Raw genomic sequence first — 24,099 nt, 5'->3', positions numbered from 1 at the left:
GATATGAATACCTTGATCGTGGGACTGGGCAGCACAGGGCTTTCCGTGGCGCGGCATCTGACCGCCCGCGGCGAGCCCTTCTGCGTGGCCGACTCCCGCGAGACTCCGCCTGGTGCCGAAGCCCTCAGGGTCCTGGCTCCGGAGGTTTCCCTGCACTGCGGCCCCTTTGATCCCGAACTGTTCGCGGGTTTCGATCGACTGGTGGTGAGCCCCGGCGTCAGTGTGCAGGAACCTGCGGTGCGTGCCGCCGTGGCGGCGGGGGCCCGGGTGGAGGGAGATATCGAACTGTTCGCCCAGGCCGCCACGGCTCCGGTAGTGGCCATCACCGGCTCCAACGGCAAGAGCACCGTGACCACCCTGCTGGGGGAAATGGCCCGTGCCACCGGTCGCCGAGTGGCTGTGGGTGGCAACCTGGGCCCGCCGGCCCTGGATCTGCTCAGCGACCCGGAGCCGGACCTTTATGTCCTGGAGTTGTCCAGTTTTCAGCTGGAGACCACCTATTCCCTGGCCTGTGCCGCGGCAGTGGTGCTCAATGTCTCGGCAGACCACCTGGATCGTTACCGCGACCTCACCGACTATGCCCAGGCCAAGGCCCGGATCTACCAGCGGGCCCGGGCCGCGGTGATCAACCGGGACGACCCGGTGGTCAGCGCCATGCAACCGGAGGTGACCCCGGTGAGTTTCGGTCTGGACGCCCCGCAAAAGGGGCAGTTCGGTCTGCATGCCCGCAGTGGCGTGCACTGGCTGTCCCGGGGGGAGCAGACCCTGGTGGCGGAATCCACCCTTCGGCTGGCCGGTAGCCACAACATCGCCAATGCCCTGGCGGCCCTGGCCCTGGCCGACGCCATCGGTCTCCCGCTGGAGACCAGTATCGTGGCTCTGGGGGATTTCACGGGTTTGCCCCATCGCTGCCAGTGGCTGACCACCTACCGGGGCGTGAACTGGTACAACGATTCCAAGGGGACCAACCTGGGCTCCACGCTGGCGGCCCTGACGGGGCTGCCCGGCCGTGTGGTGCTGATCGCCGGTGGTCAGGGCAAGGGCCAGGATTTCACCCCGCTGCGCCAGGTGGCCCAGCAAAAGGCCCGGGCAGTGGTGCTTCTGGGGCAGGATGCCGGTGTCATCGAACAGGCCCTGGGGGGCGTGGTGCCGGTAGTGCGGGCCCGTGACCTGGATCAGGCCGTCGATGAGGCGGCGCGTCTGGCGCGCCGCAAGGACAGCGTGCTGCTCTCGCCGGCCTGTGCCAGCTTCGACATGTTCCGGGGTTACGAGCACCGCGGCGAGGTCTTTGAGGCGGCGGTGCGGAGGCTGGTGTCATGAAGATGCTGGATCTCCAGGCAAGCCGCGATGTGGGCACCCGCCTGACGGTGGAGATTCACCAGCGGGTCGACGTGGGTCTGGCCCTGGTGGTGCTGGCCCTGCTGTCGCTTGGGTTGGTCATGGTGGCATCTGCCTCCGTTGGCATGGCCGAGCCCTTCTATTTTCTGCAGCGGCAGGTGGTCTTCGTGGCGCTGGGGATGGTGGCCGCCTGGGCCCTGTATTCCCTGCGTCTGGCCTACTGGGAGCAGGCAGGTCTGCTGCTGCTGGTGCTGGTGTATGTCCTGCTGATAGCGGTGCTGCTCCCCGGCGTGGGCAAGACGGTGAATGGTTCCACTCGCTGGATCTCCCTGGGCCTGTTCAACCTGCAGGTGTCCGAGGTGGTCAAGCTGCTGGTGACGGTCTATCTGGCAGGGTACCTGGTGCGCCATGGACGCCAGGTGCGCGAGAGCCTGATGGGCTTTGTCAAACCCCTGATGTTGCTGGGAGTGGCCACCATACCGCTGCTGATGCAGCCGGATTTCGGGGCCGCGGTGGTGTTGCTGGCCATCGGTCTGGGCATGCTCTTTCTGGGTGGTGCCCGTCTTTGGCAGTTCATTCTGCTGCTTGGCGTGGTGAGCAGTGCCATGGCCTATCTGGCCATCCAGACCCCCTATCGAATCGCCCGCCTCACCGGCTTCATGGATCCCTGGACCGATCCCTTCAACACTGGCTTCCAGCTCACCCAGTCGCTGATTGCCATCGGCAGTGGCTCCTGGTTCGGCGTGGGGCTGGGGGGTAGCGTGCAGAAGCTGTTCTACCTGCCCGAGGCCCACAACGACTTCCTGTTTGCGGTGATGGCCGAGGAACTGGGTCTGGTGGGTGTCTGCGTGGTGGTGGGGCTGTTCGTTTTCCTGGTCTGGCGCAGTTTTGCCATCGGCCAGGCGGCCGAGGCGGTGGGCCACCGGTTCGGGGCCTTCCTGGCCTACGGCATTGGCATCTGGATCGGTCTGCAGGCCTTCATCAACATGGGAGTGAACATGGGACTGTTGCCCACCAAGGGTTTGACCTTGCCTCTGATGAGCTACGGAGGCAGTTCCATGCTGGTGACCTGCGCCGCCATGGGGCTGCTGGCACGGGTGCACCGGGAAACCGTGGAAAGCGGAGGCTGGCGCCGTCGCAGCCCCCGGCGCAAGGTACGAGCGGAGGCTAACGCATGAGCCAGCGTCCCATCCTCATCATGGCCGGAGGTACCGGTGGGCATGTCTTCCCGGGGCTGGCGGTGGCAGCCCATCTTCAGGCCCAGGGGGAAGAGGTCTGCTGGCTCGGCACGGCGCGTGGCCTGGAGGCCCGGCTGGTGCCCGAGGCTGGCATCCCCTTTCACACGCTGCCGGTGAGCGGCCTGCGCGGCAAGGGGCTGGGCACCTGGTTGCTGGCCCCATGGCGTGTGGGTGTGGCCCTCTGGGCCGCACTTGCCCTGCTCATGCGCCTCAAGCCTCGCGCCGTGCTGGGACTGGGCGGTTTCGCCTCCGGTCCGGGTGGGCTGATGGCTGCGGCCCTGGGACGCCCCCTCGTGATCCATGAACAGAATGCCGTGGCGGGTCTGACCAATCGCTGGCTGGCGGGCCCCGCCGATCTGGTACTGGAGGCGTTTCCCGATACCTTCGCCGCCCGTCACGAGGCGGTGACCGTGGGCAACCCGGTGCGCGAACAGATCCTGCGCCTGCCGGCCCCCGCCCAGCGCATGGCCGGTCGGGAAGGGCGGCTACGCCTGCTGGTGGTGGGGGGAAGCCTGGGGGCCCTGGCCCTGAACACCTGCGTGCCCGAGGCCGTGGCGCGACTGCCCCGGGAAGAACGTCCCCTGATCCGCCATCAGGCGGGCGAGCGTACCGTGGAGCAGGCCCGGGCGGCTTATCAGGCCGCCGATGTGGAGGCCCGGGTAGACGCCTTCATCGAGGATATGGCCGAGGCCTATGCCTGGGCCGACGTGGTCATCTGCCGCTCCGGTGCCCTGACCGTGTCCGAACTGGCGGCGGCCGGCGTGGCCTCGCTGCTGGTGCCCTATCCCCATGCGGTGGATGACCATCAGCGCACCAATGGGCGCTATCTGGCCGATCCTGGCGCGGCCTGGTTGGTGCCGCAAACAGAATTCAATCCCGAAGAACTGGCGGCGCGACTGGGGGCGATGACCCGTCCGCGACTGCTGGATATGGCCGAGAAGGCCCGCTCCCTGGCCCATCCCGAAGCGACCCGGCGGGTGGCAGAGGCCTGTCAGGCCCTGGCGCGAGGAGGTGACGGGCAATGAATGCACCCACTGCCATGATCGGTATGCGCCGCATCCGCCGTATTCACTTCGTGGGTATCGGCGGCTCGGGCATGGGCGGTATCGCCGAAGTGCTGGCCAACCTGGGGTATCAGGTCAGTGGCTCGGATATGGCCGAGAATGCGGTCACCCGGCGCCTGGAAGAGCTGGGGGTGGATGTGCATCGGGGCCATGATGCTGCCCATGTGGCCCGCGCCGATGTGCTGGTGGTCTCCAGTGCCATCCATCCGGACAACGCTGAGCTGCGGGCGGCCCGCGAGCGGCGCATCCCGGTGGTGGCCCGCGCCGAGATGCTGGCCGAGCTGATGCGGTTCCGTTATGGCATTGCCGTGGCCGGCACCCATGGCAAGACCACCACCACCAGCCTGGTGGCGAGTCTGCTGGCCGAGGGGGGCTGGACCCAACCTTCGTCATCGGCGGGCGCCTCAATAGCACCGCCAGCCATTCCCGGCTGGGGCAGGGCAGTTACCTGGTGGCGGAGGCCGATGAGAGCGACGCCTCCTTCCTGTGCCTGCAACCCATGATTTCCGTGGTCACCAATATCGATGCCGACCATCTGGCGACCTATGAGGGGGATTTCACACGGCTCAAGGACGCCTTCCTGGAGTTCCTGCATCACCTGCCTTTCTATGGTCTGGCGGTGCTGTGCGTGGATGATGACCAGATCCGCCAGCTGATCGACCGTATTGGGCGCCCCATGCTCACCTACGGGGTGGAGCATCCAGCCGATGTGCGGGCCACGCAGGTGCGGGCCAATGGCACCCGTACCCATTTCCTTTTGCATCTGCCGGGGCGGGATACGGGCTTCCCGGTCACCCTGAACCTGCCTGGGCGTCACAACGTGCTCAACGCCCTGGCGGCCGTGGCTGTAGCCCACGAACTGGGGGTCGGTGACGAGGCCATCCAGCGGGCCCTGCAGGGTTTCCAGGGTATCGGGCGTCGTTTCCAGGTGTATGGCGAGCTGCAAACCGCCAACGGCCAGGTGCTGCTGGTGGATGACTATGGTCATCACCCCACTGAGGTGGCCGCTACCCTGGCCGCCGCCCGTGCCGCCTGGCCGGACCGCCGCCTGGTGCTGGCCTTCCAGCCGCATCGCTACACCCGTACCCGGGACCTGTTCGAGGACTTTACCGAAACCTTGTCCGAGCCCGATGCCCTGGTGCTGCTGGAGGTCTATCCGGCGGGCGAGGAGCCCATTCAGGGCGCCGATGGCCGTACCCTGGCCCGGGCGATCCGCGTGCGTGGACGGGTGGACCCGGTCTTTGTGGACGCCCCGGAGCGCCTGGTGGAGGCCCTCAAGGGCGTTCTCGAGGATGGCGATGTGCTGCTCACGCAGGGCGCCGGCAATGTGGGCGCCCTGTCCGCCAGCCTGCCGCGAGCCCTGGGCGTGCAAGGGGGGGTGACATGAGGGTCAGCCACCTGCGCGGCGAACTGCGTATCAATGAGCTGATGGCGCGCCACACCTCGTGGCGGGTGGGCGGCCCTGCGGATCGCTGGTATCGCCCTGCCGACACGCAGGATCTGAGCCGCTTCCTTTCCGGCCTGCGTGCCGGCGAGCCCCTGATGTGGGTCGGACTGGGCAGCAATCTGCTGGTGCGAGACGGCGGTGTGCGCGGCACAGTCATCGCGTGCAGCGGCATCATGGACGACCTGGAGATACTGGAAGATCAGCGGGTCCGGGCCGGGGCTGGCGTGAGCTGCGCCAAGCTGGCCCGCTTTTGCGCCGAGCATGACCGGGTGGGCGGGGAGTTCTTCGCCGGGATCCCCGGTGCCCTGGGCGGCGCGTTGGCCATGAATGCCGGGGCCTGGGGCGATGACACCTGGTCCCATGTGCGGGAGGTGTTGACCATCGACCGCCAGGGGCGCATGGAGCGGCGCCACCCCTCGGAATACCAGGTGGGGTACCGCTCGGTGCGTGGCCGTGGAGAGGCCTGGTTCGTGGAGGCTGTGCTCCAGTTCCAGGCCGGCGATGGCGCCCGCAGCCGTCAGCACATCAAGGCGCTGCTGGCCCGGCGCGGGGAGACACAACCCATCGGCCAGCCCTCCTGCGGCTCGGTGTTCCGCAATCCCCCCGGGGATCATGCGGCGCGTCTGATCGAGGCCTGCGGGCTCAAGGGGTTTGCCATCGGCGGCGCCCAGGTGTCGGAGAAGCATGCCAATTTCATCATCAACACCGGCGGTGCCCGGGCCCAGGACATCGAGGCCCTGATGAACCATGTGCGGCAGGCGGTGCAGGCGCATCACGGTGTGGCGCTGGAGTCCGAGGTGCGCATTGTCGGTGAACCCCGTCGGGAGGATCGGGCATGAATCATTCGAACGTGGCGGATTTTGGCAAGGTGGCGGTGCTCATGGGCGGCTGGTCCGCGGAGCGGGAGGTTTCGCTGCGCAGCGGTGCCGAGGTGCTCAAGGCCCTGCGTGCCGCCGGTGTGGACGCCCATGGCGTGGATGTGGGGCGGGACATCCTGGATGTACTGGCCCGGGAACGGTACGACAGGGCCTTTATCGTCCTGCACGGCCGGGGCGGAGAGGATGGCGTCATCCAGGGAGCCCTGGAGGTGCTGGGCCTGCCTTATACCGGCAGCGGCGTGGCCGGCTCGGCCCTGGGGATGAACAAGCTGCTGACCAAACGCCTGTGGCGCGGCGCCGGTCTGCCCACGCCGGACTTCCGGGTGCTGGAGCAGGACACGGATCCCCGCGCCGTTGCAGAGGCTCTGGGTCTGCCCCTGATCGTCAAGCCGGCCCTGGAGGGCTCCAGTATTGGCATGACCAAGGTGTCACAACGGGAGGAACTGGGTCAGGCACAGGAGACGGCCGCCCGCTGTGGCGGGCCAGTCTTTGCCGAACACTGGGTGCGTGGCGCCGAGTACACCGTCGCCATCCTGGATGGACAGGCCCTGCCGCCGATCCGCCTGGAAACGCCGCGGGCGTTTTACGACTACGAGGCCAAGTATCAATCGGATGACACCCTCTACCACTGCCCCTGCGGGCTGCCCGCCGATGAGGAGGCGAGTTTGCAGCGACTGGCCCTGGATGCCTTCAAGGCGGTATCCGGCGAGGGCTGGGGTCGGGTGGACCTGATGCTGGATGGACAGGGCGGCGCCTGGCTCATCGAGGTGAATACTGTGCCGGGCATGACGGATCACAGTCTCGTCCCCATGGCCGCCCGTGCGGCGGGTCTGGATTTCCAGGCCCTGGTCGTCCGTATTCTGGCCACAACCCTGACGCCGGGAGGGCGGTGATGCAGTGCGCATGCGCAAACGCACCATGGCACGGCGTCATCTGTCGCGACCACCCTGGTGGCGCCAGCCCTGGCTGCGCCGTGGCCTGCGCCTTGTGTGGCTGGGAGGGGCGGCCGTGCTGCTGATGGCGCTTGTGATCCAGGGCGTGGAGCGACTCCTGCATCCGGAGACCCTGCCGGTACGCAGCGTGGTGATCGAGGGGGACTTCCAGTACCTGGATCGCCAGGCCATATCGGAGACCCTGGTGCCCTATGTGAGCGGCGGGTTCTTCAGTCTTGATCTGCGCCCGGTGGAGCGGGCGGTGGAAGCGATGCCCTGGGTGCATGGCGTCTCCGTGCGCCGTGAATGGCCGGATCGTCTGGTGGTGCGGGTGGATGAGCAGGTCCCGGTGGCCCGTTGGGGCGAGACGGCCCTGCTCAACCAGTATGGCGAGCTTTTCCACCCCCCGATGGAGAGTCAGCCCGAGGGACTGCCCGCCCTGTGGGGTCGCGCCGGGCGGGAGCGGCCGCTGATGGAGCGTTATCTTGCGGTTCAGGCCCGTCTCGCGGACGTGGGGCTGGAGGTGGAAGGACTCAAGGAGGATGCACGCCGCTCCTGGGTGATCCACCTGCAGGATGGCAGTCAGGTGGTCATGGGGCGCGGCATGGATACGGATCGGCTGGATCGCCTGGTGCGCATGTATCCGCGACTGACAGAACACCGGGACGAACCCATCAAGCGCATCGACATGCGTTACACCAACGGTATTGCCGTCGCCTGGGGAGAGCCGGCGGAGGCATTGGAATGAATGACTTGAAGACGTTTATGGCCAATAGGCAACAGCGACAGACAGCGAACGTCCGGGTACGGGAGAACAAGACTTATGTCGAAGCGATCGGATAAGGGAATGATCGTCGGCCTGGATATCGGGACCTCCAAGGTGGAGGCCATCGTCGGCGAGATCTCTGATGAAGGGGAGATCGAGATCGTCGGTATCGGCTCGCACCCCTCACGAGGCCTCAAGAAAGGTGTGGTGGTCAACATCGAGTCCACCGTGCAGTCCATTCAGCGGGCCATCGAGGAGGCCGAGCTGATGGCCGGCTGTCAGATCCACTCGGTGTTCACCGGTATCGCCGGCAGCCATGTGAAGAGCCTCAACTCCACCGGCGTGGTGGCCATCAAGGACCAGGAGGTCACGCCGGCGGATGTGGAGCGGGTGATCGATGCCGCCCGGGCGGTGGCCATCCCGGCGGACCAGCGCATCCTGCATGTGCTGCCCCAGGAATTCATCATCGACGAGCAGGAGGGTATTCGCGAGCCGGTGGGCATGTCCGGGGTAAGGCTGGAGGCCAAGGTGCATCTGGTCACGGGCGCCGTCTCCGCGGCCCAGAACATCATCAAGTGCGTCCGCCGCTGTGGTCTGGAGGTGGACGACATCATCCTCGAGCAACTGGCGTCCAGTTACGCGGTGCTCACCGAGGATGAGAAGGAACTGGGGGTGTGCCTGGTGGATATCGGTGGCGGCACCACCGATATCGCCGTGTTCACCGATGGGGCCATCCGTCACACGGCGGTGATCCCCATTGCCGGCGATCAGGTGACCAACGACATTGCCGTGGCCCTGCGCACGCCCACCCAGTATGCCGAGGATTTGAAGATCAAGTATGCCTGCGCCCTGCGTCAGCTGGCGGATCCGGAGGAAACCATCGAGGTGCCGGGCGTGGGGGATCGTCCCCCGCGTCGGTTGTCACGCCAGACACTGGCCGGGGTGGTGGAGCCTCGCTACGAGGAACTCATGTCCCTGGTGCAGTCGGAACTGCGGCGCTCCGGCTGCGAGGAGATGGTGGCAGCCGGCGTGGTGCTCACCGGGGGTTCCTCGAAGATGGAAGGTGTCGCCGAACTGGCGGAAGAGGTGTTCCACATGCCGGTGCGACTGGGGTTGCCCCATTACGTGACCGGGCTGGTGGATGCGGTTCGCAACCCGGTGCATTCCACCGGTGTGGGCCTGCTTTTGTTTGGTCATGAAAGCCGTCTGGAGCGTACCGGTGAGGGGGTGCGCGGCGGTGGCATGAAATCGGTCTGGGCGCGCATGCGCAGTTGGTTCCAGGGGAACCTGTGATGCGGGCGGGGTAAGGGAATGGCAAAGAATAGACGGGAATGCGGCGGCTGGTTGGGTGAGATCGGGAATCGCAAAATCAATTCGGTGAATGAACCAATGGGTTCTAGGAGGTAACGGAAATGTTTGAACTGATGGATACCTATCCGCAAAACGCGGTCATCAAGGTCATCGGCGTCGGTGGCGGCGGTGGTAATGCGGTGCAGCACATGGTCAACGCCTCTATCGAGGGCGTGGACTTTGTCTGCGCCAACACGGATGCCCAGGCGCTGAAACGGGTGGACGCCAAGACGCTGCTGCAGATGGGCGCCCACATCACCAAGGGGCTGGGTGCCGGTGCCGACCCCACGGTGGGCCGCGAGGCCGCCCTGGAGGATCGGGAGCGCATCCAGGAGATGATCGATGGGGCCGACATGGTCTTCATCACCGCCGGTATGGGCGGTGGCACGGGCACCGGCGCCGCGCCCGTGGTGGCGCAGATCGCCAAGGAAATGGGCGTGCTCACCGTGGCGGTGGTCACCAAGCCCTTCCCGTTCGAGGGCAAGAAGCGCATGCAGGTGGCCCAGACGGGGATGGAGAATCTGGCCAAGTATGTGGATTCCCTGATCACCATTCCCAATGACAAGCTGCTCTCGGTGCTGGGCAAGAACGTCACCCTGCTGGATGCCTTCAAGGCCGCCAATGACGTGCTGCTGGGTGCGGTTCAGGGTATTGCCGAGTTGATCACCCGTCCGGGCCTGATCAACGTGGACTTCGCTGACGTGCGCACGGTGATGTCGGAGATGGGTATGGCCATGATGGGTACGGGTACTGCTTCCGGCGGTGACCGCGCCCGGGTGGCCGCCGAGGCCGCCATCTCCAGCCCCTTGCTGGAGGACGTGAACCTTTCCGGGGCTCGCGGCATCCTGGTGAATGTGACCGCCGGTATGGACATGTCCATCGGCGAGTTCGAGGAAGTGGGCGCTGCCGTCAAGGAGTTCGCCTCCGAAGACGCCACTGTGGTGGTGGGTACGGTCATCGATCCGGACATGGGCGACGAACTGCGCGTGACCCTGGTGGCCACCGGTCTGGGCACCCCGGGGCAGGCCACCCGTCCCACCCGGGAGAAGCCGGCCGTCAAGCTGGTGGAGACCCATCAGGTGGCTGCCGCCGGCGGTGCAGCGGCTGCGGCCGTGCAGCACGGTCAGTCGGAACTGGAAGTGGTGGACTACGAGAAGCTGGACCGTCCTGCCGTCATGCGCAAGCAGCAAAGTGGTGGCGGTTATGACTCTTCCGGCAATACCAATATGGACTACCTGGATATCCCGGCTTTCCTGCGCAAACAGGCGGATTGATCATGGCCGGGGGAGGGCAGGGGGTGCCTCGCGGGGCGGGGTACCCCCGGCGCCGGGCGGGCGCTCATCGGAGACTTTCAGCCGACGATCGGCCGCTTATGCTGCACTGCACATGACATAATGCTGTGCTATAGTCGTCAACTTTTATCGACGCCGGTCCGGCCCTGGCGGGAACGGCAGGGCGCCCTTTCGAGGCTGTCCGGTGCTCCGAGGACATCACTGTGATCAGACAACGCACACTCAAGAACACCATCCGGGCCACCGGCGTGGGGCTTCACACAGGGGAGAAGATCTACCTGATGTTGCGCCCCGCCCCGGCGGACACCGGTGTGGTCTTTCGGCGCGTCGATCTGGATCCGGTGGTGGAAATCAAGGCCCACCCCGAGAATGTGGGAGATACCTGTCTGTCCACCACCATGGTGGATGGGCCGGTGCGGGTTTCCACGGTGGAGCATCTGCTCTCGGCCGTGGCTGGCCTTGGGATCGACAACCTGTACGTGGAGGTCAGTGCTGCCGAGGTGCCCATCATGGACGGCAGTGCAGGCCCCTTTGTGTTCCTGATCCAGTCAGCGGGCATCGTTGAACAGAACGCGCCCAAACGCTTCATCCGGATCAAGAAGCCGGTGGAGGTGCGTGAGGATGACAAGTGGGCCCGATTCGAACCCTTCGATGGCTTCAAGGTGGCCTTTTCCATCGGTTTTGATCACCCCATCTTCAGCGGTGGCATCCAGAGTGCTGAGCTGGATTTTTCCACTACCTCCTTCGTCAAGGAAGTGAGCCGGGCCCGCACCTTCGGCTTCATGCGCGATATCGAGGCGTTGCGGGGCAAGCAGCTGGCCCTGGGGGGCAGTCTGGACAATGCCGTGGTGCTTGATGACTTCCGCGTGCTCAACGAGGACGGCCTGCGTTACGAGGACGAGTTCGTCAAGCACAAGATCCTGGATGCCATCGGTGACCTGTACCAGTTGGGCTACAGCCTGATTGGCGCTTTTGAGGGTTACAAGTCCGGTCACGCCTTGAACAATCACCTGATCCGCCAGCTGATCAAGCAGCCGGACGCCTACGAGATCGTCACCTTCGAGGACGAGTCCGAGCGTCTGCCCATCTCCTACGCCCAGGCGGCCACCGCCTGAGCGCTTTCACATCAGCCCTGCGTTGCAAAGCGACGCAGGGTCTTCCTCAGTTCCGGATCCTCCACTGAATCCGCGGCCCGGGAAAGGGCCTCGCGGGCGTCCTCGTTGAGCGGGGGTAGCGGCTTGCCGGGGCGTGGCGTAAAGGCCTGCATCACCGGGCGCACGCGGATCTTGACGGATCGAGCGCTGATGCCGTGGTAGGCCTTCATCTGCTTGAGCACCTCCCGCTGCATGTAGCGTAACTGATGCGCCCAGGTGCCGGAATCGGTCACCAGGATCAATACGCCGTCCTTGATGTTCCCCACCCAGCAATGATCCCGCAGCCCCGGCGGCAGCAGCGTGCGCACGCTCTGGGTCATGGCTTCCAGTCGTCGCGCCTGGTCCAGCATCGTGGGATCGAGATAGGTTCGGGGGGCACGCATGGTGAATCTTCCCGGGGTGGTCTGGGCGTGAATGGTTTCCCTTGAGCGGGTTCGTTCGCTATTATCCCAAAGTTTGTAGTTTTATACGGGATTGTGCCGAGCGCATCCCCCGCCTTATTCCGGCTCGTGGTTTGGTCGGGTGGTGTCACTCACAAACTCAGGTCGCCATGCAGATCATCCTACTGGCAGGTCAGGGCCAAAACGGTCCACGTCGTATCCAGTTTACCCGCTGGCAACAGTTTGCCATGCCCATCGCCGCCTTGCTGGTGGTCGGTGGCATGCTGCTGTGGGCCGGATTCCAGTTGGGCAGCCGTCAGGCCCCCCCGGATGCCATTTTCGTCCAGTGGGAAAGGGCGCTGGTGGAGCAACGTGAACAACTCAGCCAGACCCGGGACACCACCGAGGCCAGCCTCGATGCGCTCACCCTCAGGGTGGCGCAGCTTCAGGCCCAGGCCACACGCCTGGACGCCCTGGGCAGCAAGCTGGTGAGCATGGCCGGGCTGGACGATGGCGAATTCAATTTTGCCGGGCTCCCTGGCATCGGGGGGCCTGAGGATGTCCTGCAGGACACCCGGCGATCCGACCTGACGCGGGAGCTGGACGATCTGGCCCGAGTGCTGGACGATCGGGAGTCCCAGTTGCGGCTGCTGGGTCGGCTGATCCTCTCCGACCAGTTGCAGGAAGAGGTGACCCCTGCAGGGCGTCCGGTGAGGACGGGCTGGATGTCCTCCGGCTATGGCACCCGCACCGATCCGTTCACCGGCCGCCAGGCCTTCCATCGGGGGGTGGACTTCGCCGCCGCTCCGGGCACCGAGATCATCGCCGTGGCCGGTGGGATCGTGGTCTTTGCCGACTATAACGACGCCTTTGGCAAGTTGGTGGAGATTGATCACGGTAACGGCTATGTCACGCGCTATGCCCACAATAAGGAGATGCTGGTCTCGGTGGGGGATACGGTGCGCAGGGGCGATGTGATCGCCAAAATGGGCGCCACCGGTCGGGCCACCGGCACGCATGTGCACTTCGAGGTGCTCAAGGATGGTCGTCATACCAATCCCCATCGGTTCATCGAGTCCTCCGGCTGACCTCCCCGGGTGAGCCCATCGGGTGCAGGCCCCCGGCCTCCTGCGCCCCGGTGGACGATCAGTTATCATGGTCGATCAGAAACCCAGTCACGCAGCGCGAAACCTTCATGGTCACAACCCTCGTAAGAAAGATCTTCGGCAGTCGTAACGACCGCCTCGTCAAGCGCTATTCCAAGGTGGTGCAGCGCGTCAACGAACGGGAGGAGGAGGTCAAGGCCCTCTCCGACGAGGCCCTCAAGGCCAAGACCCGGGAATTCCGTGATCGTCTGGCCAAGGATGAGGCCCTGGAAGACCTCATGCCCGAGGCCTTTGCCGTGGTGCGCGAGGCGGGCCGGCGATTCATGGAGATGCGCCATTTCGATGTGCAGCTCATCGGTGGCATGGTGCTCAACGACGGTCGCATCGCCGAGATGCGCACCGGTGAGGGCAAGACCCTGGTGGCCACCCTGTCGGCCTACCTCAACGCCCTGCCCGCCCGGGGCGTGCACGTGATTACAGTGAACGATTACCTGGCCCGCCGGGACGCGGCCTGGATGGGGCGCCTTTATCACAACCTGGGTTTGTCCCTGGGCGTGATCAATGCCTCCGGCGGCAAGGGTGTGGACAGCGCCTCCTACCTTTTCGATCCGGATTTCCCCGGTGACGGTGAGGCCCCCCTGCACCTGCGCCCGGTGACCCGCCGCGAGGCCTATGCGGCCGACATCACCTATGGCACCAATAACGAATATGGTTTCGACTATCTGCGCGACAACATGGCTTTTCGCGCCGAGGACCGGGTGCAGCGGGACCTGGCCTACGCCATCGTCGACGAAGTGGACTCCATCCTCATCGACGAGGCCCGCACGCCGCTGATCATCTCCGGGCCCACCAGCGAAAACTCCGATCTTTACACACAGATGAAGGACATCGTCCCCAAGTTCATTCCCCAGGAGGATGAGGAGTCCGAGGGGGATTATGTGGTGGACGAGAAGGCCAAGCAGGTCTTCCTGTCCGAGGACGGCCAGGAGAAGGCCGAGCAACTGTTGCTGGAGGCTGGCCTGCTCAAGGAAGGCCAGACCCTGTTCGACGCCGCCAGCATCCCGGTGCTGCACCACCTGAACGCCGCCCTGCGGGCCCACGCCCTGTTCCAGCGGGACGTCCAGTACCTGGTACGGGACAACAAGGTACTCATCATCGATGAGTTCACCGGCCGCGTGATGACCGGTCGGCGCTGGTCCGATGGCCTGCACCAGGCCGTGGAGGCCAAGGAAGGGGTGCCGATCCAGAACGAGAACCAGACCCTGGCGTCCATCACCTTCCAGAACTTCTTCCGCCTCTACGACAAGCTATCCGGCATGACCGGTACGGCGGACACCGAGGCCTACGAGTTCCAGCATATCTACGCCCTGGAGGTGGTGGTGATCCCCACCAACCGCCCCATGGTGCGCAATGACATGCAGGATCTGGTCTACATGACCCAGCAGGAGAAGTACAAGGCCATCATCGAAGAGATCAAGGACTGCAGGGAACGCAAGCAGCCCGTTCTGGTGGGTACCGCGTCGGTGGAGGCCTCCGAGGCCCTGGCTAAACTGCTCAACAAGGAAAAGATCCACCATGAGGTGCTCAACGCCAAGCAGCACGAGCGCGAAGCCCACATCATCGCTCAGGCAGGTCGTCCCGGCGCGCTGACCATTGCCACCAACATGGCCGGTCGCGGTACCGACATCGTGCTCGGGGGCAGCCTGGACGCGGAGCTGGAGACCCTGGGGGAGAACCCGGATCCAGAGCAGGTGAAGAAGATCAAGGCCGATTGGGAAAAGCGTCACGAGGCCGTCCTGGATGCCGGTGGCCTGCATATCATCGGCTCCGAGCGCCACGAATCCCGCCGCATCGACAACCAGTTGCGCGGCCGCGCCGGTCGTCAGGGGGATCCGGGCTCAAGCCGTTTCTTCCTGTCCCTGGAAGACAACCTGATGCGCATCTTCGCCTCCGACCGGGTCAAGGCCGTGATGCAGCGCCTGGGCATGCAGGAAGGCGAGGCCATCGAGAACGCCTGGGTGACCAAGGCCATCGAGAATGCCCAGCGCAAGGTGGAAGGGCATAACTTCGACATCCGCAAGAACCTGCTGGAATACGATGATGTGGCCAACGACCAGCGCCGCGTGGTGTATGAACAGCGACGGGAACTGCTGGACTCGGAGGACATTTCCGACACCATCGAGCCCGTCCTCAATGATGTGCTCGACCAGACCGTAAGCCAGTACATCCCACCCGGTTCCATCGAGGAACAGTGGGATATTCCGGGCCTGGCCCAGGCCCTGGAGAGCGATTTTGGCATGAAGCTGGAGATCGCCGACTGGCTTGAGAAGGACGATGATCTCCACGAGGAGACCCTGCGTGAGCGCCTGCGCGAGGAATTCCAGCAGGCCCTCAAGGCCAAGGGCGAAGTGGTGGGGCCGGACATGATGCGGCGGATCGAAAAGGACGTCATGCTCCAGGTGCTGGACAGCCACTGGAAGGAGCATCTGGCCGCCATGGACTACATGCGCCAGAGCATCGGCCTGCGCGGTTACGCCCAGCGTAACCCCAAGCAGGAGTACAAAAAAGAAGCCTTTGCCATGTTCGAGTCCTTGCTGGATCGCATCAAGCACGACGTGGTGTCCATGCTGATGCGGCTGCAGGTACGTTCTGCCGAGGACGTGGCGGCCCTGGAGGAACAGACGCGCACCACCAAGCCCTCGAAGATGCAATTCCAGCATGCCCAGCCCGGTAGCCCCTTGAGTGAGGGTGAGGAGGCGCGGGGTGCGCAAGGCGGCGCGCCCCAGCCCATCGGCCCGGGTGCCCAGGCGGGCAGGGCTGATCAGGGGGAGGAAGACCAGGAACAACCTTACCGCCGGGAAGAGCCCAAGCTGGGGCGCAACGACCCCTGCTGGTGCGGTTCCGGCAAGAAGTACAAGCATTGCCACGGCAAGCTGGGTTGAGCCGTGGCTGTTCACCTCTCTGAACCCGATCGACTGCTGCCGGTTCCCGGCGTACGCCTGTGCGCCGTGGCGGCAGGCATCCGCTACAAGGATCGCAACGACCTGGTGCTGATGGAACTGGCACCCGGTAGCGAGTGTGCTGCTGTCTTCACCCGTAACGCCTTCTGCGCCGCGCCGGTGCATGTGGCGCGGGATCATCTGGCCCGTGAGGCTCCGCGCTATCTGCTGATCAACGCCGGTAATGCCAACGCCGGAACAGGGCAGCCGGGCATGCATGCGGCGCTGGCCTGCTGTGCCGCCGTGGCCGAGGTGGGGCACACCCGGCCCGAGCGGGTACTGCCTTTCTCCACCGGCGTGATTGGCGAACCCCTGCCCGTGGAGCGCATCACCGACGTTCTGCCGGCGGCCATCCAGGGCCTGAATCCACAGGGCTGGATGGCCGCCATGCGCGCCATCATGACCACCGATACGGTGGGCAAGGGCATCAGCGAGCAGGTGGCACTCTCCGGTGGCACGGTGACCCTCACCGGGATTGCCAAGGGCTCCGGGATGGTCCATCCGGACATGGCCACGATGCTGGCCTATGTGGCCAGCGATGCCCGGGTGGAATCCGGCCTTTTGCAGGCCATGCTGGGGCGCTGTGCCGATCAGAGTTTCAATGTCATCACCGTGGACGGTGATACCTCCACCAACGATGCCTGCGTGCTGGCGGCCACCGGGGCCTCGGGTGTGGCGGTGGAAAGCACCGAGGACCGGGATGCCTTCGAGGCGGCCCTGCTGCGCGTCTGTCGCTATCTGGCCCAGGCCATCGTCAGGGACGGGGAGGGTGCCACCAAGTTCGTCACCGTGCGGGTGACTGGCGCCCGGGATGCCCGGGAGGCCCGCGTCGTGGGCATGACCGTGGCCCAATCACCATTGGTGAAAACGGCCTTGTTCGCTTCCGATCCCAACTGGGGACGCATTCTGGCTGCCGTGGGGCGTGCCGGTCTGCCGGAGCTGGACGTGGATGCGGTGACCATCCACCTGGGCGATGTGCGCATCGTGGTCGATGGCGGGCGGGCACCGGAGTACACCGAGCAGGCCGGCCAGCGGGTCATGGATCAGGCGGAGATCATGATGACCATTGACCTGGGTGGAAGAGGGCATGACCAGGCCGAGGTGTACACCTGTGACTTCTCCTACGACTACGTGCGCATCAACGCAGAATACCGCTCCTGAGCCCGGGGAGGGCGGTCATGGGCACCCGTAACGATTGTTCTCCCCTGCCGGTGGTGGTGGCTGTCATCATGGACGACCAGGGGCGGTGCCTGATCGCCCGCCGTCCGCAGGGTGTCCATCAGGGGGGGCGCTGGGAGTTTCCGGGAGGCAAGCGGGAGCCGGGGGAGTCCCTGGGTCAGGCCCTGACCCGGGAGCTTCGGGAAGAGCTGGGCATCACCCCCCTGAGTCACGAACCCTTGATCAGTCTCACCCATGATTACCCGGACCTGCGGGTCCAGCTGGACGTGGTGCGGGTGACCGATTTTCAGGGCACGCCTCAGGGGCTGGAAGGTCAACCCCTGGAGTGGGTGCCTGTGGAGGCCCTCCATGCCCGGGACTTCCCCGAGGCCAACCGTCCCATCATCCGGGCCCTCTCCCTGCCGGAACGTTACCTCATCACCCCGGATCACTGGGACCCGGAGCAGTTGCGGGTCCATCTGGAGTGCAGTCTGGGGGACCCCTCTGTGAGCCTGGTGCAACTGCGCGCCCCTCAGCTGGATGCCGGGGCCTATGCCTCGCTGGCCCGGGATGCCCTGGCCCTGTGCCGGCGGCAAGGGGTTCGACTGATGCTCAATGCCGACCTCGAACTCGCCCGTGACCTGGGGGTGGATGGCGTCCATCTCAACCATCGGCGTTTGTGCGGCTGGCGGGGGCTTCCGTCCGGCGTGCCCTCTGGTTTTCTCGTGGCCGCCTCGGTACATGATGCCTCGTCCATGGCGATGGCCAGGCGGGCGGGCTGCGATTTCGTGGTGGTCTCCCCGGTGGCGCCCACCCGGACGCACCCCGGTGCCGCGCCACTGGGGTGGTCGGGTTTCCAGGCCCTGGTCGGCGAGGCGGTCTGTCCGGTCTACGCCCTGGGGGGAATGACCCCGGAAGATATCCCTCTTGCCCGTATCCATGGAGGTCAGGGTGTGGCCGGCATCCGTGGGGTATGGCCCGCTTGTTCATCCGAATAGGAGCGCATGTTCATGAGCCTTCGCAACCCCCGTCCCTGGCAGGTTCTGCCGGTGATCCTGCTGGTCCTTGGCCTGAGTATCTGGGGCAGCGAAACCTGGTTGCGCCCGATGCTGGACCCTGGCGCCGGGGATCGAGTGGTGCTGGAGGCGCCCGAGGGCTGCGAGCTGAATCGTGCGGGCTGCACCGTGGAGTTGGACGGGATGCGCCTGACCATTCGCGGCCCGGACACCCTCCCGCCTCTGGAGGACTTTGACCTGATCCTGGAAGCGCAAGGGCCGGTGGAGCCCCTGGAGGTGTCCTACATCATGCCGGGCATGGACATGGGTGTGAACCGGTTTGCCTTCGGGGAGGGGGACGATGGCGTATGGCGCGCCCCATCGGCCCTGCCCCTATGCATGTCGGGTCGACTGGACTGGGTGGCCCAGGTGCGGTTTGCCTACCAGGGGCAGGCTTACGAGGCGCGGGTGCCGGTGCTGCTCGAACGCCCGGCGCGCCGTATGGAGCGCAGCACGGGGGGCTGAAACCGCGTTCACTTCAAGCGGTTGCTACAGGGCGCAGCACGTCAGTGAGAACCGGATATCTCCCTGGCACTGCGGCGCCCGTTCACGCATGTCTCCCGGCTGCAGGAAGCGCACATTGAAGCGCTGCCGACCGGCGCTGATCTCGGGATAGAAGTGGGCGTTATGGGGCAGGGCGATGCGGATGATCTGCCAGGGCTGACTGGTGTCCAGGGTCTGCTCATAGAAGCCCTTGCTGGCGGTCAGCTCCCGCGGCGCGCCGGCGTTGCGGATGAGTTGCAGGATCAGCCCCACGGCCTCGTGAATGTCATCGAAGGGGCGGGCCCACTCTTCCAGCAACTTGCGTCGCTCGGACACCGGTCGCATGAGCCAGAAATGATAGGCGGGCAGGTCGAAGTCACAGGTGCCACCGGGGATGGAGACCCGTTGGCGCACACTGTTGAAAAAGTCGTTGCCCTTCACCTGCTGATCCAGCTGGCCGCTGATGGTGTGAATGTTCTCGATCAGCTTGCGCTGTTGATCAATCACCGCCTGCAGGCGCCGCTGGTCCACGCCGGGGTCTTCCTTGAGTCGGCTCAGGTTGGTGGTCTGGCGCTCCAGCTCCTTCATGAGTTCCCGCTTGAGATCCACCCGGTTGGTCAGGTTGAGCAACTCGATCAGGGTGAGCAGGGCATTATGGGTGTCGGGGCCACCGTCGTGCTGCAGGCTGTGCCAGAAACGGTGCATCAACACCTCCAGGCGCATGAACAGGCGCATGCGCTCGTGGAGAGGCTGTTCGTAGATGACGGATCCCTTCACAGGTGCGACCGACGGCGGATTGTGAACCACATACTCGTTATTTTCCGCTTTGCGGCCGAAATTCACAAACATGTTATCACCTCTGAATTGTGGGGCTGGCGCTATTGGCCGCGGCGGATCCGCGTTGTTTCAGCGGGCGTCGGCCAGGTCCAGATACCGCCGATGCAGCTCTTCCACCCGGTTCGCGAGGGCCCCGGTGGCGCCGCTATTGTCGATGACGTCGTCGGCGGCGGCCAGACGCTGGGTTCGGGTAGCCTGCGCATCAAGGATTGCCTGAATCTGCTGTGGGGATACCCCATCCCGTGCGCTGGCCCGGGAGCGTTGCCTGTCCTCGGGACAGTCCACCACCAGCACACGATCCACCCGCTCCTGCGCGCCCGATTCCACCAGTAACGGGATAACCAGCATGCAGTAAGGGGCGTTAGTTTCTGATTTTTGGCGGTCTATCTCAGCCCAGATCATAGGGTGTAACAAAGACTCCAATCTGTGACGGGCTTGGCTGTTCTGAAAGATCACTTCCCGCATCGCGGCCCGGTCCAGATGGCCCTGGGCATCCAGAATGGTTTCGCCGAAGGCCTTCCGAAGGCGCTCGAGCCCCTCGCTGCCGGGTTCCACCACCTGTCGGGCCACCACGTCCGAGTCGATGAGCGCCGCGCCATGCTCCTGGAACAGGCGCCCCACCGTGGACTTTCCGCTGCCGATGCCGCCGGTCAGGCCAACGGTCAGCATCAGGCAAGGGCCTGCAGATAGACCCCGATAATGGCATCTCCCCATAACAGGGCGATGAAGCCGGCGGCGGCCAGGTAGGGGCCGAACGGGATGGGGATGTCGCGGTCGCGCCCCCGTGCCACGATCAGGGCAATGCCCACCACGGCACCCACCAGGGAGGAGAGCAGGATGACCAGTGGCAGGACCTGCCAGCCCAGCCAGGCCCCGATCAGGGCAAAGAGCTTGAAGTCCCCATAGCCCATACCCTCCTTGCCGGTGAGCAACCGGAAGGCATGATAGATCAGCCACAGGCTGAGATAGCCGGCGATGGCACCGATGAGGCTGCTGGTGGCATCGGTGAACAGGCCGGGCAGGTTGACGATCAGGCCCAGCCAGAGCATGGGCAGGGTGATCATGTCCGGCAGCAGGGTGGTGCGCAGGTCGATGACCGCCAGGGCGATGAGGGCCCAGGTGAACAGCAGCGCCGCGCCGCCGGCCCAGGTGAACCCGAAATGCCACACCACCAGCATGGACAGCAGCGCCGTGGCGGCCTCCACCAGCGGGTACTGGCTGGAGATGCGGGCACCGCAGGACGAGCACCGACCCCGCAGGAACAGGTAGCTCAGCACCGGAATGTTTTCCACCGCCTTGATGTGGTGCCCGCAATGGGGGCAGCCGGAGCGGGGCACCACCAGATTGTAAGGACCGGCCACCTCGCCACCGTCACCGGATTGCCCCTGGGTCTGCAACCAGGCCCGGGCCTCACTCTGCCACTGGCGCTCCATCATGATGGGCAGCCGGTGGATCACCACATTAAGGAAACTGCCGATGAGCAGGCTGAACAGCCCGGTCACGGTGAGCAGCAGCCAGGGGGTACTTGCCATGAGTTCGATCACACCACTGCTCCCAGCTGGAAGATGGGCAGATACATGGCGATCACCAGGCCGCCCACCACGACCCCGAGGAAGGCCATGATCATGGGCTCCATGAGGCTGGAGAGGCCATCCACCATGTTGTCCACCTCCTCTTCATAGAAGTCCGCCACCTTGCTCAGCATCTCGTCCAGGGACCCGGATTCCTCGCCGATGGCCACCATCTGCACCACCATGTTGGGGAATACCCCGGTATTGCGCATGGCCTGCTGCAACTGGGTGCCGCCGGCGGTTTCGTCCCGCATGCGCATGGTGGCTTCGTAGTACAGGGCATTGCCGGTGGCCCCCGCCACCGACTGCATGGCCTCCACCAGCGGTACCCCGGCGGAGAACATGGTGGACAGGGTGCGGGCAAAACGGGCGATGGAGGCCTTGCGCAGCAGTTCACCCACCACCGGGACCCTCAAGGACCACAGGTCCAGCTGGCGCCGGAAGCCGGGAGATCGTCGCTTGCCCTGAGTGAAGGCGAATACCGCCAGACCAATCCCCCCGAAGATGGCCCACCAGTAGTTCTGGAAGAAATCGGAAATGCCGATCACGAACTGGGTGAACACGGGCAGGTCGGCGCCAAAGCCCTGGAACAGGTCCTGGAACTGGGGCACCACGAAGATCAGCAGGATGGCGGTGACGATGAAGGCCACCACGATGACCGCTGCCGGGTAGAACATGGCCTTCTTGATCTTGGCCTTGAGGGACTCGGTCTTTTCCTTGTACGTGGCGATGCGATCCAGCAGCGTCTCCAGCGCACCCGATTGTTCGCCGGCCCCCACCAGGTTGACCACCAGGTTATCGAAGTAGAGCGGGTGCTTGGCCAGGGCGCTGGCGAAGGTGGAACCGCCTTCAACATCCGATTTGATGCGCAGGATGAGCTCCTGCATGGAGGGGTTTTCATGGCCCCGCCCGACGATCTCGAAGGCCTGCACCAGGGGCACGCCAGCGCTCATCATGGTGGACATCTGCCGCAGGAACACGGCGATATCCTTGGGCGTGATCTTCTTCTTGCCACCGAACAGGGGCTTGGGTTTCTTGCGGACCTTGAGGGGATTGATACCCTGGCGGCGCAGATCCGCCTTGGCCAGGTTCTCGTTGGCGGCCGTGGTCTCTCCCTTGACCCGGGCTCCCTTCTTGTCCACGCCTTCCCAGACAAACACGGTCATTGTCTCGGCCATGGCTTAGTCCTTGGTGATACGGTTGATTTCTTCAAGGCTGGTGATGCCGGCCTTGACCTTGAGCAGTCCCGAGCGCCGCAGGTCCGCAATGCCTTCCTTGTTGGCCTGTTCGGCCAGCTGCATGGCGTTGCCCCCCTCCAGGATCAGTCGCTGCATGCCTTCGGAGATGGGCAGCACCTGATAGATGCCGACACGCCCCTTGTAACCCAGGGTGCAGCGGTCGCATCCCACCGGCTTGAACAGCTTGACACCCTCCTTGACCTCCTGTTCGGTGAAACCCTCCTCCAGCAGCACATCGTCGGGCACATCGTGGGGGGTCTTGCAATGATTGCACAGGCGGCGCCCCAGTCGCTGGGCGATGATCAGGAGGATGGAGGAGGCGATGTTGTAGGAGGGCACCCCCATGTTGGCCAGCCGGGTGAGGGTCTGTGGGGCGTCGTTGGTGTGCAGGGTGGACAGCACCAGGTGGCCCGTCTGCGCCGCCTTGATGGCGATCTCGGCGGTTTCCAGATCGCGGATCTCCCCCACCATGATGATGTCCGGATCCTGGCGCAAGAAAGCCCGCAGGGCAGCAGCGAAGGTGAGGCCCACCTTGGGGTTCACGTTCACCTGGTTGACCCCGGGCATGTTGATCTCGGCCGGATCCTCGGCGGTGGAGATGTTGCGGTCCGCCGTGTTGAGGATGCCCAGGCCCGTATACAGTGACACGGTCTTGCCGGAGCCGGTGGGGCCGGTGACCAGGATCATGCCATAGGGCTTGCTCAGGGCATTCATGTAGAGGTCTTTCTGGTGCGGCTCATAGCCCAGTTGGTCGATCCCCAGAAAGGCACTGGTGGGGTCCAGGATACGCAGGACCACCTTCTCCCCGTACAGCGTGGGGCAGGTGTTCACCCGAAAGTCGATGGCCCGGTTCTTGGAAAGCTGCATCTTGATGCGGCCATCCTGGGGGATGCGGCGCTCGGAAATGTCCATGCGGGACATGACCTTGATGCGGGCGGTGATGCGGGGGGCCAGGTTGGAGGGCGGGTGAGCCACCTCCGAGAGCACCCCGTCCAGGCGAAAGCGCACCCGGAAGTTCTTCTCGTAGGGCTCGAAGTGGATGTCCGAGGCCTTCTTGTTGATGGCATCCAGCAGCACCTTGTTGACGAAGCGCACCACCGGGGTGTCGTCGATGTCGCTTTCCGAAACATCCTGGCCCCGGTCGTCGTCATCCCCCTTGATCTGCAGATCGTCCAGATCCTCGTCCATGAGGCCGTCCATCATGGCCCCCGAATCGTTGAGGGCATCCTCGATCAGCTTGACCAGCTTGTCCTGTTCCACCAGCACCGGCTCGGTGGCGATGCCGGTGTTGAACTTGATCTCGTCCAGGGCGGTGAGGTTCATGGGGTCGGCCAGGCCCACGAACAGGCGATTGCCGCGCTTGTACAGGGGCAGGGCCTGGTGCTGGCGGACCAGCTTTTCGTCCATGAGATTCTTGGGCAGGTGATCCCGGTCCAGGGTGTCCAGGTCGAACACCGGGGTGCCAAATTCCTCGCAGGCGGATTGTGCCAGGCTGCGGGCTTCCACCAGCTTCTCGTCCACCAGGTAGGCCACCAGTGGCACGCGTTTCTTGCGCGACTGCTCCAGAGCCCGGTTAGCGTCCGCCTCATTGAGCTGGCCATCCTGGACAAGTCTGCGGGCGAGGCCGCTCAGGGGGATGGAACTGGCTGGTGTGGACATGGGCGACCGTTCAGGCAGAGGGTTGCGAGGGTTTAGTCTCGGGGTTAAGGGCGCCAGGCTCAAGCCCCGCGCCGCCTGTGGAACTGTCTTGATCCATCAGAAGTATATGGGCATTCCTGGTTGACGTCATTTCGCGGCAGACCTCTTCGGGATG

20 protein-coding genes and 1 pseudogene are annotated in these 24,099 nt (G+C 64.9%); 15 read left to right on the top strand and 6 right to left on the bottom strand.

Annotation, left to right across the window (positions count from 1 at the left end; translation table 11 throughout):
* Positions 1–3 precede the first annotated feature (3 nt).
* From murD to lpxC, 10 genes and pseudogenes are all read left to right on the top strand, one after another.
* Positions 4–1,320, top strand: a complete 1,317-nt coding sequence (gene murD / locus ECTOBSL9_RS02050) for a UDP-N-acetylmuramoyl-L-alanine--D-glutamate ligase (protein WP_063463657.1) — start codon at positions 4–6, stop codon at positions 1,318–1,320.
* The gene (gene ftsW / locus ECTOBSL9_RS02045; RefSeq protein ID WP_063463656.1) at positions 1,317–2,516 is read left to right on the top strand and encodes a putative lipid II flippase FtsW; all 1,200 of its coding nucleotides are present in this window, start codon (positions 1,317–1,319) and stop codon (positions 2,514–2,516) included. The genes murD and ftsW overlap by 4 nt, the downstream gene beginning before the upstream one ends.
* A complete protein-coding gene (murG, locus tag ECTOBSL9_RS02040) occupies positions 2,513–3,601 on the top strand; it encodes an undecaprenyldiphospho-muramoylpentapeptide beta-N-acetylglucosaminyltransferase (protein ID WP_063463655.1) in 1,089 nt (362 codons plus the stop codon). The genes ftsW and murG overlap by 4 nt, the downstream gene beginning before the upstream one ends.
* A pseudogene (gene murC, locus ECTOBSL9_RS02035) lies at positions 3,598–5,027 on the top strand (UDP-N-acetylmuramate--L-alanine ligase). Before murG ends, murC begins: the two are co-directional and overlap by 4 nt.
* Positions 5,024–5,926 carry a UDP-N-acetylmuramate dehydrogenase gene (murB, locus tag ECTOBSL9_RS02030; protein ID WP_063463654.1) on the top strand — a complete coding sequence of 301 codons (903 nt, stop codon included), beginning with the start codon at positions 5,024–5,026 and terminating at the stop codon, positions 5,924–5,926. Before murC ends, murB begins: the two are co-directional and overlap by 4 nt.
* A complete protein-coding gene (locus ECTOBSL9_RS02025) occupies positions 5,923–6,858 on the top strand; it encodes a D-alanine--D-alanine ligase (RefSeq protein ID WP_063463653.1) in 936 nt (311 codons plus the stop codon). Before murB ends, ECTOBSL9_RS02025 begins: the two co-directional genes overlap by 4 nt.
* Positions 6,859–6,868: 10 nt before the next feature.
* Positions 6,869–7,645, top strand: coding sequence for a cell division protein FtsQ/DivIB (locus tag ECTOBSL9_RS02020; RefSeq protein WP_082829684.1), 777 nt, complete (start codon positions 6,869–6,871; stop codon positions 7,643–7,645).
* A gap of 75 nt (positions 7,646–7,720) precedes the next feature.
* Positions 7,721–8,956, top strand: coding sequence for a cell division protein FtsA (gene ftsA / locus ECTOBSL9_RS02015; protein ID WP_025280615.1), 1,236 nt, complete (start codon positions 7,721–7,723; stop codon positions 8,954–8,956).
* A gap of 119 nt (positions 8,957–9,075) precedes the next feature.
* Entirely contained in the window at positions 9,076–10,287 is a 1,212-nt protein-coding gene (gene ftsZ / locus ECTOBSL9_RS02010) for a cell division protein FtsZ (RefSeq protein WP_063463652.1), read from the top strand.
* A gap of 221 nt (positions 10,288–10,508) precedes the next feature.
* The gene (gene lpxC, locus ECTOBSL9_RS02005; RefSeq protein WP_063463651.1) at positions 10,509–11,420 is read left to right on the top strand and encodes a UDP-3-O-acyl-N-acetylglucosamine deacetylase; all 912 of its coding nucleotides are present in this window, start codon (positions 10,509–10,511) and stop codon (positions 11,418–11,420) included.
* An 11-nt stretch (positions 11,421–11,431) separates the two neighbouring features.
* On the opposite strand, the gene ECTOBSL9_RS02000 is transcribed toward lpxC, so the two are convergent.
* Complete coding sequence (locus ECTOBSL9_RS02000) at positions 11,432–11,842, bottom strand: DUF721 domain-containing protein (RefSeq protein WP_063463650.1); 411 nt, start codon at positions 11,840–11,842, stop codon at positions 11,432–11,434.
* Between the two features lie 167 nt (positions 11,843–12,009).
* Between ECTOBSL9_RS02000 and ECTOBSL9_RS01995 the strand changes: the two genes are divergently transcribed.
* The 5 genes from ECTOBSL9_RS01995 (at position 12,010) to ECTOBSL9_RS01975 (ending at position 18,622) form a co-directional block, all read left to right on the top strand.
* On the top strand, positions 12,010–12,927 hold the full coding sequence (locus tag ECTOBSL9_RS01995; protein WP_063463649.1) for a M23 family metallopeptidase: 918 nt from the start codon (positions 12,010–12,012) through the stop codon (positions 12,925–12,927).
* 107 nt (positions 12,928–13,034) lie between these two features.
* Positions 13,035–15,887, top strand: coding sequence for a preprotein translocase subunit SecA (gene secA, locus ECTOBSL9_RS01990; protein WP_063463648.1), 2,853 nt, complete (start codon positions 13,035–13,037; stop codon positions 15,885–15,887).
* A 3-nt stretch (positions 15,888–15,890) separates the two neighbouring features.
* Positions 15,891–17,105, top strand: a complete 1,215-nt coding sequence (gene argJ, locus ECTOBSL9_RS01985) for a bifunctional glutamate N-acetyltransferase/amino-acid acetyltransferase ArgJ (RefSeq protein ID WP_063463647.1) — start codon at positions 15,891–15,893, stop codon at positions 17,103–17,105.
* A gap of 17 nt (positions 17,106–17,122) precedes the next feature.
* Positions 17,123–18,100: a Nudix family hydrolase gene (locus tag ECTOBSL9_RS01980; protein ID WP_063463646.1), complete on the top strand. Its 978-nt coding sequence runs from the start codon at positions 17,123–17,125 to the stop codon at positions 18,098–18,100.
* Between the two features lie 12 nt (positions 18,101–18,112).
* Positions 18,113–18,622, top strand: a complete 510-nt coding sequence (locus ECTOBSL9_RS01975) for a hypothetical protein (protein WP_156500015.1) — start codon at positions 18,113–18,115, stop codon at positions 18,620–18,622.
* A gap of 24 nt (positions 18,623–18,646) precedes the next feature.
* Here ECTOBSL9_RS01975 and zapD read toward each other — a convergent pair whose 3' ends face one another.
* Genes zapD through pilB form a run of 5 tightly spaced genes read right to left on the bottom strand, consistent with a single transcriptional unit; the run spans position 18,647 to position 23,945 of the window.
* Positions 18,647–19,489: a cell division protein ZapD gene (gene zapD, locus ECTOBSL9_RS01970; protein WP_082829683.1), complete on the bottom strand. Its 843-nt coding sequence runs from the start codon at positions 19,487–19,489 to the stop codon at positions 18,647–18,649.
* 57 nt (positions 19,490–19,546) lie between these two features.
* On the bottom strand, positions 19,547–20,146 hold the full coding sequence (gene coaE / locus ECTOBSL9_RS01965) for a dephospho-CoA kinase (protein ID WP_063463644.1): 600 nt from the start codon (positions 20,144–20,146) through the stop codon (positions 19,547–19,549).
* Positions 20,146–21,009: an A24 family peptidase gene (locus ECTOBSL9_RS01960; protein ID WP_063465949.1), complete on the bottom strand. Its 864-nt coding sequence runs from the start codon at positions 21,007–21,009 to the stop codon at positions 20,146–20,148. Before ECTOBSL9_RS01960 ends, coaE begins: the two co-directional genes overlap by 1 nt.
* Positions 21,010–21,017: 8 nt before the next feature.
* A complete protein-coding gene (locus tag ECTOBSL9_RS01955; protein WP_063463643.1) occupies positions 21,018–22,226 on the bottom strand; it encodes a type II secretion system F family protein in 1,209 nt (402 codons plus the stop codon).
* 3 nt (positions 22,227–22,229) lie between these two features.
* Positions 22,230–23,945, bottom strand: a complete 1,716-nt coding sequence (pilB, locus tag ECTOBSL9_RS01950; protein ID WP_063463642.1) for a type IV-A pilus assembly ATPase PilB — start codon at positions 23,943–23,945, stop codon at positions 22,230–22,232.
* Positions 23,946–24,099: the final 154 nt, after the last annotated feature.

Source organism: Ectothiorhodospira sp. BSL-9 (assembly GCF_001632845.1).
Lineage (GTDB): Bacteria > Pseudomonadota > Gammaproteobacteria > Ectothiorhodospirales > Ectothiorhodospiraceae > Ectothiorhodospira.
Note: the sequence above shows the minus strand (reverse complement) of the source record. Positions and strands in the feature narration are given on the sequence as shown.